Genomic DNA, 16,485 nt, shown 5'->3' with positions numbered 1-16,485 from the left:
GTGCGCCTGGGGCACGAGGGGGCGTACGGACGCCACGCACCGGAGCTCGGCGTTCAGCCGCGGCCCCAGGCCCGACCGGCCGTAAACGGCGCCGCCGTCCGCGCCGCGCAGTCGATGTCACACCCGCTCGATCTCTCGTAGGGTCGAGCCATGCGATTGAGCACTGTGATTCTCCCGGTACGCCGCTGGCACGACGGCGGTCGCGACGAGTGGCTGCGCGCCGAGGAACTGGGGTTCCACACCGCGTACACCTATGACCATCTGTCCTGGCGGACATTCCGCGACGGCCCGTGGTTCGGGGCGGTCCCCACGCTCACGGCCGCCGCTGCCGCCACCACCCGGCTGCGTCTCGGCACCCTCGTCACCTCGCCGAACTTCCGGCACCCGGTGACCCTGGCCAAGGACCTGATCACGCTCGACGACGTGTCGAACGGCCGGATCACCCTCGGGATCGGCGCCGGCGGCAACGGGTTCGACGCCACCGCGCTGGGCCAGGAGGCGTGGACGCCGCGTCAACGGGCCGACCGGTTCGGCGAGTTCGTTCCGCTGCTCGACCGGCTGCTCACCGAGGACTCGGTGACGTACGACGGCACCTTCTACTCGGCGGTGGAGGCACGCAATCTGCCCGGCTGTGTGCAGCGGCCGAGGATCCCCTTCGCGGTGGCGGCGACCGGCCCGCGCGGGCTGCGGCTCGCGGCGAGGCACGGGCAGGCCTGGGTGACGACGGGCGACCCGAAGCTGTTCGAGTCCGGCACCCCCGAGGAGTCCGTGGAGGCGATCCGGGGACAGATCAAGAAGCTGGGCGCGGCCTGCGAGGAGACGGGACGCGATGTGGGTGAGCTGGACAAGATCCTGCTCACCGGCTTCACCCCGCAGCCCGGCCGCCCGCTGGAGTCCCTCGACGCGTTCGTGGACTTCGCGGGCCGTCACTTCGAGCTCGGCTTCACCGAGATCGTGCTGCACGCGCCGATCCCGGACTCGGACTTCGCGGCCGACCCGAAGGTCTTCGAGCAGATCGCGACGGAGGGGCTCGCTCAGCTCGGTCGTTAGCCCTTGCGGCCGCGGACGCGCGCGCTCATCCAGGGGGTGAGCGCGCCGAGCAGCACCAGTTCCTTGTAGGTCTCGTCGCCGGGCAGCGGCACGACCAGCCACCAGCCCGGCGGGAAGAAACGGCCCCTGACGTGGGCGATTCCGCCGTAGACGGAGCGCAGGAAGACGGGCACGTCGTCGCGCGGAACGTCGTCGAACACCACGCCGTCGACGGTGATCTGGGCGTCGTCCTCCGGATAGACCCGCACCGATACGGAGGGCGTCCCGCCGAGTTCGACGTACGCCTCGTGCGGCAGTGAGCCGTCCGGGTCCACCACCGCGAACACCCCGGCGGAGCTGCGGCGGGAGGTCCGGTCGGCGCCGATGTCGTCGGTGACCTCGACATCGAGGCGGTACTCGTCGGCGATCGCGCGGATCGCGGTGACCACGGACTCGGTGCTGTGCAGGTGGGGTCGGCGCATGGGACCGATCATGCCAAGCGCGCCGCTCAGGCGGGCAGCCGCAAGTACTCCGGCGGCACGGACCGCGTGAGCCAGACCCCGTTGGCGCTGATGTGGAAGACATGGCCGGCGTGGTGCATCGCCCCGGCGTCGACGCTGAGGACCACGGGACGGCCGCGCCGGGCACCGACCCTGGCGGCGGTCTCCCGGTCGGGCGAGAGGTGCACGTGGTGGCGGTCCATGGGGCGCAGCCCCTCGGCGCGGATGGCGTCCATCGTGCGGGCCACGGTGCCGTGGTAGAGGTACGCGGGCGGTTCGGCGGGCGGCAGGCCGAGGTCGACGGCCACGGTGTGGCCCTGGCTGGCGCGGATCCGGCCGCCCTCCACGGCGAAGCGCCGCTTGTCGTTGGTGGCGACCACATGGTCCAGCTCGGCACGGGTGATGGGGAAGCGGTGCCCGGCCGCGGCGTGCAGCAGTACGTCGATGTCCACCCAGCCGTTCGGGTCGAGGGCGAGACCGATCCGCTCGGGCTGGTGGCGCAGGTGCTTCGAGAGGTACTTGGACACCTTGACGGCGCGTCGGTCGTCCGGGAGCGGCCGGGCGCTCCCGGACGACCGCTTCTGCGGGATGTCTGTCATGTCGTCAGGGTGCCGGGCCGGAGGGGGCTGCGGCACCCCTGTTTTCCCGGCGGTGCGACCGGTCAGGGTGTCAGCTGCCCCGCCGCCCACCGGGCCCACTCCTCGTGCATCTCGCTGAGCCGCTTGCCGTACTCCATGGCGAGGCGGCCGTGCACCGAGAGCGGATCGTCGCCCCAGTCGATGGCCGCCTCCGCCTCCTTGAGCCCGGCGAGCTGGTGGGCCGAGCGCTCGGCCTCGCTGAGCAGATAGGTACGCGCTTCGAGCCGCGTGAGCTCGCCGAGGAAGAAGACCCGGAGCAGGGAGTCGCTGCGGCGGGCGCGGACCGGCTCGACCTCGGTGAGCCAGTGGTGCAGCTCGGCTCTGCCAGCGGCGGTGATCGCATACTCCTTGCGGCCCCGCGGCCCCTCGGCGGACACCTCGACCAGACCGCCGTCGGCGAGTTTCCCCAGTTCTCCGTATACCTGGCTCTGCGTCGCCGACCAGACGTGGGCCAGCGAGGTCTCGAACCGTTTCATCAGGTCGTAGCCGCTGGCCGGACGGTCGGCGAGCAGACCCAGGACTGCGTGGCGAAGGCTCATGACGACCACTCTACATTCCACCCTTGACACGTCAAAGGAGGAACCTCTACATTCGACATGTCGAAGTTGGAATGTGGAGCTGAGCGGAACGCTCGGAACAGAGGGGACTCCCATGAACTACCTGCGCGGATTCATCCCGTGGATCGTCTTCGCCGCCGTCGGCAGTGCGCACTGGCAGTGGGGCGCGCTCGCCGCCCTCGTCACGGGTGCCTACCTCTTCGCCATGGACCGCAAGCGCGGAGTGAGCGCCGACTCCCTGATCCTGGAGCAGTCCACGATCGCCTTCTTCGCAGTGCTGAGCGTCATAGCGTTCGCCGCTCCCGACAGCGGTCTGCGTGCCTACGGCGGCGCGCTGGCCACGGGCTGGCTGGCGCTGACCGCCTGGGCCACGCTGGCCGTCCGCAAGCCCTTCACCACCGGGATCGCCAAGCGGCAGGCGCCGCGCGAGGTGTGGACGAACCCGGTGTTCCTCCGGATCAACGTGGTGCTCACCTCCGTCTGGGCCCTCGCCTTCACCCTGACCGCGGCCGCTCTCGCCGTCATCGACGCCGAGTCGCTGAGCACGACCGCCGCGATAGCCGTGCAGGTCGCGGGCTTCGCCGTCCCGGCCGTCATCACCGCCCAGTACCCCGAGCGTGCCCGCCGCGCCGCCGTCCAGAAGGGCGCCTGACGATGACCACCACGCCCAGCACCTCCACCACACCCGACACCCCCGCCACACCCCGCGCCGCCTCCACCGGGACCGGCACGCCCATCGCGTCGAAGCCGTCCGCCCCGCACCTCGCGGGCAACTTCGCCCCCGTCGCCGAAGAGCTGACCACTCACGAGCTGACGGTGACCGGATCCATACCGCCGGAGCTGACCGGCTGGTACGTCCGCAACGGGCCCAACCCGCAGGACGCCGCCTCCGCCCACTGGTTCTTCGGGGACGGCATGGTCCATGGCGTCCGGCTCGAAGGAGGCAAGGCCCGCTCCTACCGCAACCGCTGGGTGCGCACCTCGACCTTCACCGACGGGGCCCGGGTCCACGACCGGCAGGGAAACACCGACCTGACCGCAGGGGCCGCCAACACCCACGTGGTGCGGCACGCCGGGCGCACACTGGCCCTGGTCGAGTCGTCCTTCCCTTACGAACTGGACTGCCGCCCGGGACGTGAGCTGGAGACGCTGGGGTCCTACGACTTCGACGGCCGGCTCAGCACCGCGATGACTGCGCATCCCAAGACCTGCCCGGTCACCGGTGAGCTGCACTTCTTCGGGTACGGGATGCTCGACCGGCCGTTCCTCACCTATCACCGCGTCGACGCCCAGGGCGAGTTGGCCGTCAGCCGGCCCGTGGAGGTGCCGGCGGCCACGATGATGCACGACTTCCATCTCACCGCCTCCCATGTGGTGTTCATGGACCTGCCGGCCGTCTTCGACCTGGAGACGGCGATGCGGCCGGGCGGGGGGCTCCCCTACCGCTGGGACGCGGAGTACGGGGCACGGCTCGGCGTGCTGCGCAGGGACGACCCGTACGGCGAGGTGCGCTGGCTCACGGTCGATCCCTGCTACGTCTTCCACGCGCTGAACGCGTACGACGAGCCTGGGGAGGGCGCCGGGCGCGGGCCGCGGATCGTGCTGCACGTCGTGCGGTACGAGCGGCTGGGGGCGAGCGGGCCCAGCCTGTGGAAGTGGACCCTGGACCTGGCGACGGGCACGGTGCGGGAGGACCAGCTCGACGACCAGGCGTGCGAGTTCCCTCGGATCGACGACCGGCTTGCCGGGCTCGAGTCCCGGTTCGGACATGTCACGGTGGCCCAGACGCCGTCCTCGGGGCCGATATCGGGGGCGCTGCTCCGGTACGACCTGCGGACGGGAGCCGTGGCCCGGCACGAGTTCGGGGCCGGCCGGGTCCCGGCGGAGGCGGCCTTCGCTCCGGCGGACGACCGGCCGGGCGGGCCGGGGTGGCTGCTCAGCTATGTGTATGACGCGGCCAGGGACGCCAGCGATCTCGTCATCCTGGACGCGGATGATCTTGCCGCTCCGCCCGTGGCGACCGTTCATCTTCCGCAGCGCGTGCCGTTCGGATTCCACGGCAACTGGCTTGCCGATCAGTGAGTGAGGTGACGCCAATCACCTTATTGAGGAGAGCAGTTGTGTTTGATCCACAGTGAAGTCGCGTTATCCACAGGCAAATTGACAGCGTTGTGGACAAGTAGCGCCCGACAAAAGGAGTTTGGTGAACATGGTCTATTTATGGGGCATTTGAGAGCTATTGGGCTAATCGCTGTCCCGAGTTGGGCGTGACAGGGCATCCAAGGTGCGTGCCTGGACCTCACGTTCGGCGGCGGCGGTGATGAACGCGGAGACGTTCTCCGGGCCCACCAGGGCCTGAACGGCCCGGATCGTGTCCGGGGGAAGGGGCACCGGGCCGGGGTCCGGAGCGGCGGGGGCGGCGGTCGGGGCTCCCAGGTGTTGCTGGAGGTGGCGGGTGGCGAACAGGCGCATCGCGCGGGCCAGTTCGGCATCGACCGTCTGCTGGGCCAGGGGGCGCAGACGGCGCACCAGATCGGCTGCCTCGGCGGCCTCCGTGTCCGTCGGAGGGCGGTGGCCGAGATAGCGGGCGAAGACGTGTTCCGTCGTGAAGTCGAGGAAGCGGGCCGCGATGTGTTCGACCTGTCCGCGCAGCTCGCGCAGGTGCCCCGAGATGGCGTCGAGCGGCACGCCGGCCGCGTGCAACTCGGCTGCCACCGCGAGCTCTTGGGGACTGGGGACGAGGAACTCGGCGTCGTTGTCCGGGACGCGTTCCAGGATGCCGAGTTCCACCGCCTCGGCGACGGCCCCGTCGTCGGGGTTGCCGCCGAAGGTCTCGTCGAGATCGGCGCGGGAGATCCGGGCGGCCTCCTCGTCCGTCCAGGGGCCGTTGACCTCGGCGACCAGACCGAGCACGCCGCCGAGCCCCCGCCCGGCGTCCCAGGCCTCCAGGAGTTCCTTGATGGAGGCCAGGGTGTAGCCCCGGTCCAGGAGGTCGGCGATCTGGTGCAGCCGGGCCAGATGGGTGTCGCCGTACACATTGGAACGGCCGCGCCGCTCGGGCCGGGGCAGCAGGCCCCGGTCCTGGTAGGCGCGGATGGTGCGGACCGTGGCACCGCTGGCGTGCGCCAGGTCCTCGATCCGGTACTCGGCCGGTGCCGCCGTCGGCGCCACCTGCTGAAGTGCTGACTGCCCGGACAAACCCACTCCCTCTAACCCAGGGCGGCGCGGCCCACCGCACCCGCCGCCGCGCGGGCCGCCGGCGAGGTCGCGAGGTATTCGACGGCCTTGCGCAGGGAGCCCTCCTGCGAGGGATGGTACGACCGGCGGAAGTAGCGGGGTATGGCCGAGCCCAGCTCCTTCCAGGTGGGCAGCAGGCCGCGGCGTACGGCCCGGTTGTGCTCGCGCAGCGAGTAGCGCAGCCGGCCGGCGAGCTGGGGATCGTGCCGGATCAGATAGGAGGCGCCCCACGCCCACAGCCACAGCAGCACCGGCGCGACGACGGCCATGCCCTCGACCCGGCGGGCATAGCGGGGCAGGCCCGAGCCGCCGCAGTGCTGGTACATGTCGAAGGCGACAGCCCGGTGCTCGACCTCCTCCGCGCCGTGCCAGCGCAGCAGATCCAGCATGATCGCGTCGGACTCGGCCCGGTCCAGGCCGTCGGCGTGCAGCACCCAGTTGCCCAGGACCGCCGTGAACTGCTCGATCGCGGCGATCAGCGAAAGCCGGAAGCGCAGCCACTCCTGGGTCGGTATCGGCGCCCCGAACGGCGGGGTCTCGCCGAGGAGCTTCTCGAAGAGGAAGTCGACGTGCCGGGTGTAGGGCTCGGTGTTCAGGCGCTGGTGCGCCAAGTGGTCCAGTACATGGGCGTGTTGGACGCTGTGGGTGGCCTCCTGGCCCATGAACCCCTTGACGTCCTTGAGCAGCACCGGATCGTCGACCAGCGGCAGCGCCTCCTTGAACACCTTCACGAACCAGCGCTCGCCCGCCGGAAGCAGCAGGTGCAGCACGTTGATGACATGCGTGGCGGTGGGCTCGTCCGGTATCCAGTGCAGCGGCGTCTCGTCCCAGTCGAACGAGACGCGCCGCGGGGATATCCGGTAGTGCTCCGCGCTCTTCGTGCCGTCCCGGCGCTCCGTGCTCACAGCGGCGGCTCCAATCGGGCGATCGCGCGCAGGGTCCTCGGCGCGAAACGGGACATGAGGTGGGCGCCGCGGGCCTCGGGGGTGACCGGCACCACCGCCCGGTTCTTCACCACGGCACGCAGGATCGCCGAAGCGACCTTCTCCGGCGGGAAGTTGCGGAGCCCGTACAGCCGCGAGGTCTTCTTCTGGAGGCGCTTCTCCTCCGTCGCGTCGGCCCCGGCGAAGCGCGTGGTCGAGGTGATGTTGGTGTTGACGAGACCGGGACAGATCGCCGAGACCCCGATGCCCTGGCCGGCCAGTTCGGCGCGCAGGCACTCGCTGAGCATCAGCACCGCGGCCTTCGACGTGCTGTAGGCGGGCAGTGCCCGGGAGGGCTGGTAGGCGGCCGCCGACGCGGTGTTGACGATGTGGCCGCCCTGGCCGCGCTCGGCCATCTGCTTGCCGAAGATGCGGCAGCCGTGGATGACGCCCCACAGATTGACGTCGAGGACCTTCTTCCAGTCCTCCGCCGTGGTGTCGAAGAAGGAGCCGGACAGGCCGATGCCCGCGTTGTTGACCAGGACGTCGACGACGCCGTACTCGGTGGCCACCTTCTCGGCGAGCTTCTCCATCGCCTGCTCGTCGCTGACGTCCACCACCTCGCCCCAGGCCTCGGGAGCGCCGATGAGCCGGGCCATCTCCGCGGTCCTCATGGCCCCCTCGGCGTCCCGGTCCACGGCGACGATCCGCGCCCCGGCCTCGGCGAACGCGAAGGCCGTGGCCCGGCCGATGCCGCTGGCCGCGCCCGTCACCAGGACCAGCTGGCCGCCGAACCGGTCGGCGTAGGGACCCGTGGCGACGGCCTCCTTGGCCGGGATGCCGTCCTCGTTGGCGCGCACGAACTCGCCGATCCAGGCGGCCACTTGATCGGGCCTGGTGCGCGGCACCCAGTGCTTGGCCGGGAGCGTCCGGCGGACCAACTGGGGCGCCCAGTGCTCCAGTTCGGCGTACAGCTTCGGTGAGAGGAACACGTCGTCGAGCGGCGTGATCAGCTGCACGGGCACATGGGCGTAGGCGTCGGGGCGGGGGCGGCGCAGCCGGGCGCGGACGTTGTCCCGGTAGAGCCAGGCGCCGTGCGACGCGTCCTGCGGGAGGGAGGCGGTGGGGTAGCCGCCGCCCGAGGGCACGTTCTCCAGGCGCTCCAGCATCTTGGGCCACCGCTTGCCGAGCGGCCCGCGCCAGGCCAGCTCCGGCAGGACGGGTGTGTGCAGCATGTACACGTACCAGGACTTGGCGCCCTGGCCGAAGAGCTGGGCCACCTTGCGCGGGGTCGGGCGGCTCATCCGGCTCTTGATCCAGTGGCCGAAGTGGTCGAGCGAAGGGCCCGACATGGAGGTGAAGGAGGCTATGCGGCCCTCCGTGCGCTCCACCGTCGCGAACTCCCAGCCCTGGACCGAGCCCCAGTCGTGGCCGACCAGGTGCACCGGCCGGTCCGGACTCACCGCGTCCGCGACCGCGAGGAAGTCGTCCGTCAGCTTCTCCAGCGTGAAGCCGCCGCGCAGCGGGGCCGGCGCCGTGGAGCGGCCGTGCCCGCGCACGTCGTACAGGACCACGTGGAAGCGGTCGGCAAGGCGCTCGGCGACCTCGGACCACACCTCCTTGCTGTCCGGATAGCCGTGCACCAGCAGCACGGTGGGCTGAGAGGCGTCCCCCAGCTCGGCCACGCACAGCTCCACGCCGCCGGTGCGCACCCAGCGCTCGCGGGCTCCCTCGATGTTCACGCTCGTCACGCTCACGCCGCCTTCTCCTCGGCCCAGCGCCGCACATGCGGCAGGTCGTCGTCCAGCCAGAACGCGCTCTGCTCGGGATCCTGGGAGTCGGTGACGACCAGGATCTCCTCGAACTTCGCGCCCGTACCCCGGAATCCGAGGTGCGGCTCGACCGCCCAGAGCCCCGGCTGGGGCGGGTGGTCGGAGAACTTGTACGGGGACCAGAGCGGCGACCAGCCGTCCCGGTGGCCGTGCAGCGCGTCGCCGGCCAGCCCCTTCAGCGCCTGGGTGCCGAACCCGAAGACGTTCGGCGACCAGCGGCGCTCCTTCACCCGGTCGATCTTGTGGGCGATCACGCCGAACGGATAGGCCCGGTGCCGGTTGGCATAGCCCTGGCGGACCATGAGCCGCTCCACGTCCTCGTAGATCTCGCGCAGCGGCCGCTTCTCGCGCACCTCGCGCAGGATGAGGGCGCGGTGCGCCTCCAGGTCGGCGAGCAGCCGGTTGTGCACCGGGTTGAGGCCGAGGCAGCCCGAATAGCCGATGTCCGCGGTGTAGCCCCGGTAGACCGGGGCCATGTCGAGGATGAACGGCATCCCCGCCTCCAGGCGCCGGCTGGTGGGGAAGAACTGCAGCGGTATGCGGAAGTTCGCGAACGCGGTGCGGTCGCCGAACCAGGCGAACGGCAGGTGGAACCAGTCCCGCACGCCCCGCTCGCGCAGCCAGTCCCGCTGCATCCGCGCGGCCTCCCGCTCGGTCACCCCCGGCTTGAGCTGGGCGGCCACCGCCTCCGCGCACTCGTACGCCAGGCTCTGCACTTCCCTGAACCCGCGCAGCCGCGCGTCGGGTTCAGCCTTCACTGCCGATGGCATCCGTCCACCCCTGTCGCCCTACGCGTGCGTAACTTGACACTGATGAATGTGACAATGCCCGGCGGCTGCGTCAAGGGCCCTGCGTCAGCCTGTGGACAACGGGCCGGTTGTGGACAACCGCGTCCCCCGTGACAGCGACCCCATCAGCCTCACGTACGGGTTCCCCTACGGGTCCGTACCTCTGGAGTCGGACATCGATCCAGCCGTCTGGGCTGACGATCCGTGTGTCCTGCGCCACTACCGTCGATGACGTGACTGTGATCGCGACCGAAAGCCTGAGCAAGCGGTTCCCCAGGGTGACCGCGCTTGACCGGCTCTCGTTGGACATCGGCCCCGGCGTGACCGGGCTGGTGGGCGCCAACGGAGCCGGCAAGTCCACGTTGATCAAGATCCTTCTTGGTCTCTCGCCCGCCACGGAGGGCACCGCCGCCGTGCTCGGCCTCGACGTGGCCACCAGCGGCAGCGCCATCCGCGAGCGGGTGGGCTACATGCCGGAGCACGACTGCCTGCCACCCGACGTCTCGGCCACCGAGTTCGTCGTGCACATGGCGCGCATGTCGGGCCTGCCGGCCACCGCCGCCCGTGAGCGCACCGCCGACACGCTGCGCCACGTGGGGCTCTACGAGGAGCGCTACCGGCCCATCGGCGGCTACTCGACCGGCATGAAGCAGCGGGTCAAGCTCGCCCAAGCCCTCGTCCACGACCCGCAGTTGGTGCTCCTCGACGAGCCGACCAACGGCCTCGACCCGGTCGGCCGCGACGAGATGCTCGGCCTGATCCGCCGCATCCACACCGACTTCGGCATCTCGGTCCTGGTCACCTCGCACCTGCTGGGCGAGCTGGAGCGCACCTGTGACCACGTAGTGGTCATCGACGGCGGCCAGTTGCTGCGGTCCAGCTCCACCAGCGACTTCACCCAGACCACCACCACCCTGGCCGTCGAGGTCACCGACTCCGACACCCACACCGACGGCACGGAGGCGGTGCGCAAGGCGCTCACCGCGGCGGGCCTCACCCTCCACGCCGGGGTGGAGGACGGACTGCCGGGCGCCGGCCACATCCTCCTCATCGAGGCCACCGGCGAGGACACCTACGACACGGTTCGCGACACCGTGGCCGGCCTCGGCCTCGGCCTCGTACGGATGGAACAGCGCCGTCACCACATCTCCGAGGTCTTCCAGACCCCGGAACGGGAGCCGGTCTCCGAACGCGCCGCCGCGTGGGCAGCCACCGCGGCAGGCGCCGAGCAGAAGGGAGCCGGCCGCGATGGCAACTGACAGCGCCCAGACCCAGATCCACAACATCGGCTACCGCGACTACGACGGCCCCCGGCTCGGCCGGGCCTACGCCCGCCGCTCGCTCTTCTCGCAGTCGCTGCGCGGCGCGTACGGGCTCGGCCGCAGCGCCAAGTCCAAGGTGCTGCCGATGCTCCTGTTCGCGGTGATGTGCGTGCCGGCGGCCATCATGATCGCGGTCGCCGTCGCCACCAAGGCCAGCGACCTTCCGGTGTCGTACACGCGGTACGCGATCCTGCTGCAGGCCGTCATCGGCCTCTTCATCGCGGCCCAGGCGCCCCAGACCGTCTCGCGCGACCTGCGGTTCAAGACGGTGCCGCTGTACTTCTCGCGGCCGATCGAGCGCCTCGACTACGTCCTGGCCAAGTTCGCGGCCATGGCATCGGCCCTCTTCATCATCACCGGCGCGCCGCTGGTGATCCTGTACGTCGGCTCCCTGCTCGCCAAACTCGACTTCGCGGACCAGACCAAGGGGTTCGCCCAGGGGCTGGTCTCGGTGGCACTGCTCTCGCTCCTCTTCGCCGGCCTCGGCCTGGTCATCGCCGCGCTGACGCCGCGCCGAGGCTTCGGAGTGGCTGCCGTGATCGCCGTCCTCACCGTCTCCTACGCGGCCGTCTCCGCGGTCCAGGCCATCGCCTTCAACCAGGGCTCCCCCGGCGCGGTCCCGTGGCTCGGCCTGTTCTCCCCCATCACGCTCATCGACGGCGTACAGACCGCGTTCCTCGGTGCCAGCTCCAGCTTCCCCGGCCACCACGGCCCGGGATCGGGAACCGGAGCGGTCTACCTGCTCGTCGTCCTCGCGCTCATCTACGGCTCGTACGCCGTGCTGATGCGCCGCTACCGGAAGGTCGGGCTGTGACCACCATCCACATCGACCACACCTCGCGCTGGTTCGGCAACGTGGTGGCGGTCAACGACGTCACCATGACGGTCGGCCCCGGCGTCACCGGACTGCTCGGCCCCAACGGCGCGGGCAAGTCCACCCTCATCAACATGATGGGCGGCTTCCTCGCCCCCTCCACGGGCACCGTGAAGCTCGACGGCGACCAGATCTGGCGCAACGAGTCCGTCTACAAGAAGATCGGCATCGTCCCCGAGCGCGAAGCCATGTACGACTTCCTGACGGGCCGCGAATTCGTCGTCGCCAACGCCGAGTTGCACGGGCTCGGCGCCCGTGAGGCCGGCCAGGCGCTGGCCACGGTCGAGATGGAGTACGCCCAGGACCGCAAGATCCAGACCTATAGCAAGGGCATGCGCCAGCGCGTCAAGATGGCGTCCGCCCTCGTCCACAATCCGTCGGTGCTGCTGCTCGACGAGCCGTTCAACGGCATGGACCCGCGCCAGCGCATGCAGCTGATGGACCTGCTGCGGCGGATGGGAGCCGAGGGCCGCACGGTCCTGTTCTCCTCCCACATCCTCGAAGAGGTCGAGCAGCTCGCCTCGCACATCGAGGTCATCGTCGCCGGACGGCACGCGGCCAGCGGCGACTTCCGCAAGATCCGCCGCCTCATGACGGACCGCCCGCACCGCTATCTGATCCGCTCCAGCGACGACCGCGCACTGGCCGCCGCCCTGATCGCCGACCCCTCGACCGCCGGGATCGAGGTGGACCACAAGGAGGGCGCGCTGCTCGTCCAGGCCGTCGACTTCGGCCGGTTCACCACGCTGCTCCCGCAGGTCGCCAAGGCGCACGGCATCCGCCTGCTGACGGTCTCGCCCTCCGACGAGTCCCTCGAATCCGTCTTCTCCTACCTCGTAGCGGCCTGAGCGCCTCCAGAAAGGAGCGGTGACGTTCTCATGTACAACCCGACCGTCGCCCGGCTCACCTACCGGGCCCTGCTCGGCCGCCGCCGGGCCGCCATTCTCTTCGTCCTGCCCGCCCTGCTCATCGTGATCTCCGTGGCCGTCCGCTCCCTCAGCGGGGCCGACGACCAGGTCACCGCCGATCTCCTCGGCAGTTTCGCGCTGGCCACGATGGTGCCGCTGATCGGTGTCATCGCCGGTACGGGCGCCATCGGTCCGGAGATCGACGACGGTTCCATCGTCTATCTGCTCGCCAAGCCGGTGAAGCGGTCGACGATCATCTTCACCAAGCTGATCGTCGCGATCGCCGTCACGATGGCGTTCTCCGCCATCCCGACGCTCATCGCCGGGTTCATCCTGAACGGCAACGGCCAGCAGATCGCCATCGCCTACACCGTGGCCGCGCTCGTCGCGTCCATCGCCTACGCCGCGGTCTTCCTGCTGCTCGGCACCGTCACCCGGCACGCCGTGGTCTTCGGCCTGGTCTACGCCCTGGTCTGGGAGTCGCTGTTCGGCAGCCTGGTGCCGGGTGCGCGCACCCTGAGCGTGCAGCAGTGGTCGCTCGCCCTCGCCCAGCGCATCGGCGAGAACGGAGTGATCTCCTCCGACGTGGGCCTGCCACTCGCCGTGATCCTGCTGGTGGGCGTGACCGCCGTGGCCACCTGGTACGCGGGCCAGAAGCTGCGCACCCTCAAGCTGGCCGGGGAGGAGTGACGGGGGTTTCCCCGGCCAAGAACGGTGCCCGACGACACAACTGGTCGTCGGGCACCGCCTGTTGACCGACGAGCCGGAGCCGCCCCCGGCTCAGCCGGACCGGCCTCAAACGGTCCGGTCCCGCGCCGCGAAGAGCCCCACCGCCAGGGCCGCCGCGCACACGCCGAGAACGAGGCCGATCGGGACCGTCCAGCCGCCCGTGGCCTGGTGGACCGCGCCCGCGGCGAGGGGGCCGACGGCGGCCAGCAGATAACCGACGGTCTGGGCCATGCCGGAGAGACGGGCCGCCGTCTGGGCGTCGCCCGAGCGCAGCACGATCATCGTGAGGGCCAGGCCCACCGCGCCGCCCTGCCCGACGCCGAGGACCCCCGCCCACAGCCACGCGCCGCTCACCGGGGCGATCATCAGGCCCGCGTACCCGGCCGCGACCAGCGAGGTGACCAGGACGATCAGGGGACGCTGGCTGCGCATCCGGCCGGCCAGGAGCGGTACGGCGAAGGCGCCCGCCACCTGGATCAGGTTGTTGAACGCGAAGATCACGCCCGCCGTGGAGCGGCTCATCCCGTGGTCCGTGAAGATCGTCGGCATCCAGGCGATCAGCACGTACGACCAGAGCGACTGGAGCCCCATGAAGAGGGTGACCTGCCAGGCCAGGGCCGAACGCCACACGCTCTTCCCGGCGGACCCGGAAGCGGCCGGGGTGCTCGCGACCCGCACCTCATGACCCGTACGGCCGCGGGCGATCAGGACCTGCGGCAGCCACGCGACCGCCGCGAGGACCGCGAGCAGGGACCACACCGCGAGGGAGGCCTCCCAGCTGCCGCCGAACGCCTTCTCCAGCGGCACCGATGACGCGGCCACCAGCGTCGCGCCCGCGATCATCGCGCCGGTGTAGACCGACGTCATCGACGCGGCCCGGTCCGGGAAGTCCCGCTTGATCAGGCCGGGCATCAGCACGTTGAGCAGGGCTATCGCCGTGCCGACGAGTACGCCACCGCCGTACAGCGCCACCGCCGATGGCGCCACCCGCACCAGGATGCCGACGGCCAGGAGCAGCAGGGCGAACAGCAGGACCGGCTCGCTCCCGAAGCGGCGGGCCAGCCACGGCGCCACCAGCGCGCCTAGACCGAGGAAGAGCACGGGTACCGAGGTCACCAGGCTGCTCGCCGTGGAGGACAGGCCGAACGACTGGCTGATGTCGCTCACCAGCGGCGACACACTGGCCAGCGCCGCCCGCATGTTCACCGACGCCAGCACGATCCCGATCAGCAGCACCACCGGATGCGCGAGCAGCGCCCGCCGCGCGGCGGCGCCCTGGGGCGAGGGCCGTACGTCGGCCTCGGCGTCGGGCAACAGCAGGTGATCGGTATCCGGGCGTGACAAAACAGGCACCTTTCTCGGTGTCGGACGGTGTCGGACGGTGGTGGCCGGCGGTTCTTGGCGGGCCGCCGCGCTGGCCTCGGCCGCTGGCGTTTTGGCGGTCGGCGGTCGGCCGGCGGCGGTTAGCGGCTGATGGTCAGCGGTTGGTGGTCAGATTTCAGATTTCGGCTGTGGGGCCGAACGGTCCGCCGGGGTTCGGCCGCCGGATTTCGCCCGCGCCGCCACCGCCCGGACCGCCTCCAGTGGCTTGCGGAGCAGTTCGCGCACCGCCCGCTCCGCGGCCGCCGGGTCGCCGCTCTCGATCGCCTCGACAAGGCCTTCGTGGGTGTCGAGGTCGATCGGGGGCATCTCCTGGTCGCGCAGCGAGGTGATCAGGCTTTCGTGCACCTGCACCGAGAAGAACCGGTAGACCTCGATGAACGCCGGGTTGTGGGTGGCCTGCACCACGCCCAGGTGGAACGCCATGTCGGCGTCGGCGGCGCGGTCGCCGTGTGCGCGCAGGGTCTCCAGGGCGCCCCGCAGCGCCACCATGTCGGCGGTGTCCCGGCGTTCGGCGGCGAGCCGGGCGGCCTCGGCCTCCAAAGCGACGCGGAGTTCGAGTACGTCAAGGGCGTCGGCGGCGCGGATTCCCTGGAGGACGGCGGAGGGGTCGGCCGTCGAGCGTACGAAGGTGCCGTTGCCCTGGCGGGATTCCAGCAGCCCGGCGTGCACGAGGACGCGTACCGCCTCGCGGACCGTGTTGCGGCCGACGGCCAGCTGCTCGGCGAGCTCGTGCTCGGTCGGAATGCGGTCGTCGACCGCCCACTCGCCATTGGTCAGCTGGGCCTTCAGCTGATCGACCACGGTGTCCACCAGGGACTGCCGTCCCGCCGTTCGAAGAGCCACGTCAGTCCACTCCATTCACCCGGTTGCCCAGTCATCCTACAACTGCGTCGGAACGGCTTTCCATGTGGTGCACAGGGTTCCGGGCCATCATCTAAGGATGACGACCCTGCTCCACCGTGGCGGCGAGCGCTCGCGGCCGGTCCGCTCCTGGGTGCGTTCCACGCCAGGGACGCACATCTGGCTGCTGGTCATCGCCATCACCAGCCTCGTCATCCAGCTCTCCACACAGGGCCTGGAACGCTTTCTGCTGCACCGCAACAGCAGCAACATCCATGAGCTGACCCGGCACCCCGTGCAGTCCCTGTTCACCAGCGCGTTCTGGATCGAGAACCCGTCCTCGGTCGTCCTGTACCTGGTGCTGTTCGAGGTCGTCCACGGCACGGTGGAGCGCTGGCTCGGCACGCTGCGCTGGCTGTGCACGGTCGTCGTCGGACATGTGGTGGCGACCCTGATCAGCCAGGAGTACGTCCTGTGGTCGATCCAGAACCAGCATCTGCCCAAGCGGCTCGCGCACGCCATGTCCCATGTCGTGGACATCGGGGTCAGTTACGGGCTCGCCGCGTCGGCGGGCATCCTCGTCTACCGGCTGCCCCACCCCTGGCGCTGGCTCTACCTCGTGGGGGTGCTCGGCTTCTTCGGCATCCCGCTCGCGAGCGGCGGTACGTACACCGACCTCGGCCATGTGACCGCGCTGTTCATCGGCTTCGCCTGCTGGCCGCTCACCCGAGGGGTGCCCGTCCCTAATTCGGTGGCGCCCAACGACCGTGCCGGGCACAGTAGTTGAGGCAACCGCACACGGCAGACGCGGACCCGCCGCACGGGGGATCGAGCACGGCGGGGCCGCGCGGGGCAGGCATCGGAGCAGCACCGACGGCTCCGAAGGGCCGCCCGTGCGCGGTTGCCCGGGGCGGCCGCTTCGAGC

Annotated in this window: 17 protein-coding genes; 8 read left to right on the top strand and 9 right to left on the bottom strand. The window is 70.6% G+C overall.

What is annotated here, in order from left to right:
- The first annotated feature begins 150 nt into the window (after positions 1-150).
- On the top strand, positions 151-1,050 hold the full coding sequence (locus ACFYZA_RS21075; protein ID WP_388492111.1) for an LLM class flavin-dependent oxidoreductase: 900 nt from the start codon (positions 151-153) through the stop codon (positions 1,048-1,050).
- On the opposite strand, the gene ACFYZA_RS21070 is transcribed toward ACFYZA_RS21075, so the two are convergent.
- The 3 genes from ACFYZA_RS21070 to ACFYZA_RS21060 form a co-directional block, all read right to left on the bottom strand.
- Positions 1,047-1,511, bottom strand: coding sequence for a hypothetical protein (locus ACFYZA_RS21070; RefSeq protein ID WP_388492110.1), 465 nt, complete (start codon positions 1,509-1,511; stop codon positions 1,047-1,049). The two genes, ACFYZA_RS21075 and ACFYZA_RS21070, sit on opposite strands and share 4 nt — an antisense overlap.
- A gap of 26 nt (positions 1,512-1,537) precedes the next feature.
- Positions 1,538-2,128 carry an RNA 2'-phosphotransferase gene (locus ACFYZA_RS21065; RefSeq protein ID WP_388492108.1) on the bottom strand — a complete coding sequence of 197 codons (591 nt, stop codon included), beginning with the start codon at positions 2,126-2,128 and terminating at the stop codon, positions 1,538-1,540.
- Between the two features lie 62 nt (positions 2,129-2,190).
- Positions 2,191-2,706, bottom strand: coding sequence for a PadR family transcriptional regulator (locus ACFYZA_RS21060; RefSeq protein ID WP_388492106.1), 516 nt, complete (start codon positions 2,704-2,706; stop codon positions 2,191-2,193).
- A gap of 112 nt (positions 2,707-2,818) precedes the next feature.
- On the opposite strand from ACFYZA_RS21060, the gene ACFYZA_RS21055 reads away from it, so the two are divergent.
- Together ACFYZA_RS21055 and ACFYZA_RS21050 are read left to right on the top strand one after the other, a co-directional pair.
- A complete protein-coding gene (locus tag ACFYZA_RS21055; protein WP_382583017.1) occupies positions 2,819-3,376 on the top strand; it encodes a hypothetical protein in 558 nt (185 codons plus the stop codon).
- A gap of 2 nt (positions 3,377-3,378) precedes the next feature.
- Entirely contained in the window at positions 3,379-4,806 is a 1,428-nt protein-coding gene (locus tag ACFYZA_RS21050) for a carotenoid oxygenase family protein (protein WP_388492104.1), read from the top strand.
- A gap of 162 nt (positions 4,807-4,968) precedes the next feature.
- Here ACFYZA_RS21050 and ACFYZA_RS21045 read toward each other — a convergent pair whose 3' ends face one another.
- The 4 genes from ACFYZA_RS21045 to ACFYZA_RS21030 are packed head-to-tail and all read right to left on the bottom strand — an operon-like array spanning position 4,969 to position 9,486.
- Positions 4,969-5,922, bottom strand: coding sequence for a MerR family transcriptional regulator (locus tag ACFYZA_RS21045; RefSeq protein WP_388492103.1), 954 nt, complete (start codon positions 5,920-5,922; stop codon positions 4,969-4,971).
- An 11-nt stretch (positions 5,923-5,933) separates the two neighbouring features.
- Positions 5,934-6,866, bottom strand: a complete 933-nt coding sequence (locus ACFYZA_RS21040) for a metal-dependent hydrolase (RefSeq protein WP_388492102.1) — start codon at positions 6,864-6,866, stop codon at positions 5,934-5,936.
- On the bottom strand, positions 6,863-8,626 hold the full coding sequence (locus ACFYZA_RS21035) for an SDR family oxidoreductase (RefSeq protein WP_388492275.1): 1,764 nt from the start codon (positions 8,624-8,626) through the stop codon (positions 6,863-6,865). Before ACFYZA_RS21035 ends, ACFYZA_RS21040 begins: the two co-directional genes overlap by 4 nt.
- An 11-nt stretch (positions 8,627-8,637) precedes the next feature.
- Positions 8,638-9,486: a M24 family metallopeptidase gene (locus ACFYZA_RS21030; RefSeq protein ID WP_382583005.1), complete on the bottom strand. Its 849-nt coding sequence runs from the start codon at positions 9,484-9,486 to the stop codon at positions 8,638-8,640.
- A 224-nt stretch (positions 9,487-9,710) separates the two neighbouring features.
- Here ACFYZA_RS21030 and ACFYZA_RS21025 point away from each other — a divergent pair, with 224 nt between their 5' ends.
- Genes ACFYZA_RS21025 through ACFYZA_RS21010 form a run of 4 tightly spaced genes read left to right on the top strand, consistent with a single transcriptional unit; the run spans position 9,711 to position 13,298 of the window.
- Positions 9,711-10,763: an ABC transporter ATP-binding protein gene (locus ACFYZA_RS21025; RefSeq protein ID WP_388492101.1), complete on the top strand. Its 1,053-nt coding sequence runs from the start codon at positions 9,711-9,713 to the stop codon at positions 10,761-10,763.
- Entirely contained in the window at positions 10,753-11,640 is an 888-nt protein-coding gene (locus ACFYZA_RS21020; protein WP_388492100.1) for an ABC transporter permease, read from the top strand. The genes ACFYZA_RS21025 and ACFYZA_RS21020 overlap by 11 nt, the downstream gene beginning before the upstream one ends.
- Complete coding sequence (locus tag ACFYZA_RS21015; protein ID WP_382582996.1) at positions 11,637-12,548, top strand: ABC transporter ATP-binding protein; 912 nt, start codon at positions 11,637-11,639, stop codon at positions 12,546-12,548. Before ACFYZA_RS21020 ends, ACFYZA_RS21015 begins: the two co-directional genes overlap by 4 nt.
- A gap of 30 nt (positions 12,549-12,578) precedes the next feature.
- Entirely contained in the window at positions 12,579-13,298 is a 720-nt protein-coding gene (locus ACFYZA_RS21010) for an ABC transporter permease (protein ID WP_382582992.1), read from the top strand.
- Between the two features lie 105 nt (positions 13,299-13,403).
- On the opposite strand, the gene ACFYZA_RS21005 is transcribed toward ACFYZA_RS21010, so the two are convergent.
- Complete coding sequence (locus ACFYZA_RS21005; protein ID WP_388492098.1) at positions 13,404-14,681, bottom strand: CynX/NimT family MFS transporter; 1,278 nt, start codon at positions 14,679-14,681, stop codon at positions 13,404-13,406.
- 147 nt (positions 14,682-14,828) lie between these two features.
- On the bottom strand, positions 14,829-15,563 hold the full coding sequence (locus ACFYZA_RS21000; RefSeq protein WP_388492096.1) for a FadR/GntR family transcriptional regulator: 735 nt from the start codon (positions 15,561-15,563) through the stop codon (positions 14,829-14,831).
- A 97-nt stretch (positions 15,564-15,660) separates the two neighbouring features.
- On the opposite strand from ACFYZA_RS21000, the gene ACFYZA_RS20995 reads away from it, so the two are divergent.
- The gene (locus ACFYZA_RS20995) at positions 15,661-16,347 is read left to right on the top strand and encodes a rhomboid-like protein (protein WP_388492094.1); all 687 of its coding nucleotides are present in this window, start codon (positions 15,661-15,663) and stop codon (positions 16,345-16,347) included.
- The last annotated feature ends 138 nt before the right edge of the window (positions 16,348-16,485 follow it).

Source organism: Streptomyces sp. NPDC001828, assembly GCF_042892175.1.
Classification (GTDB): Bacteria; Actinomycetota; Actinomycetes; order Streptomycetales; family Streptomycetaceae; genus Streptomyces.
Note: the sequence above shows the minus strand (reverse complement) of the source record. Positions and strands in the feature narration are given on the sequence as shown.

Bases quoted from the DNA above. Each gene is read 5' to 3' on its own strand.
- ACFYZA_RS21075 (WP_388492111.1), top strand. From the start codon at position 151: ATGCGATTGAGCACTGTGATTCTCCCGGTACGCCGCTGGCACGACGGC.
- ACFYZA_RS21070 (WP_388492110.1), bottom strand. From the start codon at position 1,511: ATGCGCCGACCCCACCTGCACAGCACCGAGTCCGTGGTCACCGCGATC.
- ACFYZA_RS21065 (WP_388492108.1), bottom strand. From the start codon at position 2,128: ATGACAGACATCCCGCAGAAGCGGTCGTCCGGGAGCGCCCGGCCGCTC.
- ACFYZA_RS21060 (WP_388492106.1), bottom strand. From the start codon at position 2,706: ATGAGCCTTCGCCACGCAGTCCTGGGTCTGCTCGCCGACCGTCCGGCC.
- ACFYZA_RS21055 (WP_382583017.1), top strand. From the start codon at position 2,819: ATGAACTACCTGCGCGGATTCATCCCGTGGATCGTCTTCGCCGCCGTC.
- ACFYZA_RS21050 (WP_388492104.1), top strand. From the start codon at position 3,379: ATGACCACCACGCCCAGCACCTCCACCACACCCGACACCCCCGCCACA.
- ACFYZA_RS21030 (WP_382583005.1), bottom strand. From the start codon at position 9,486: ATGCCATCGGCAGTGAAGGCTGAACCCGACGCGCGGCTGCGCGGGTTC.
- ACFYZA_RS21020 (WP_388492100.1), top strand. From the start codon at position 10,753: ATGGCAACTGACAGCGCCCAGACCCAGATCCACAACATCGGCTACCGC.
- ACFYZA_RS21010 (WP_382582992.1), top strand. From the start codon at position 12,579: ATGTACAACCCGACCGTCGCCCGGCTCACCTACCGGGCCCTGCTCGGC.
- ACFYZA_RS20995 (WP_388492094.1), top strand. From the start codon at position 15,661: ATGACGACCCTGCTCCACCGTGGCGGCGAGCGCTCGCGGCCGGTCCGC.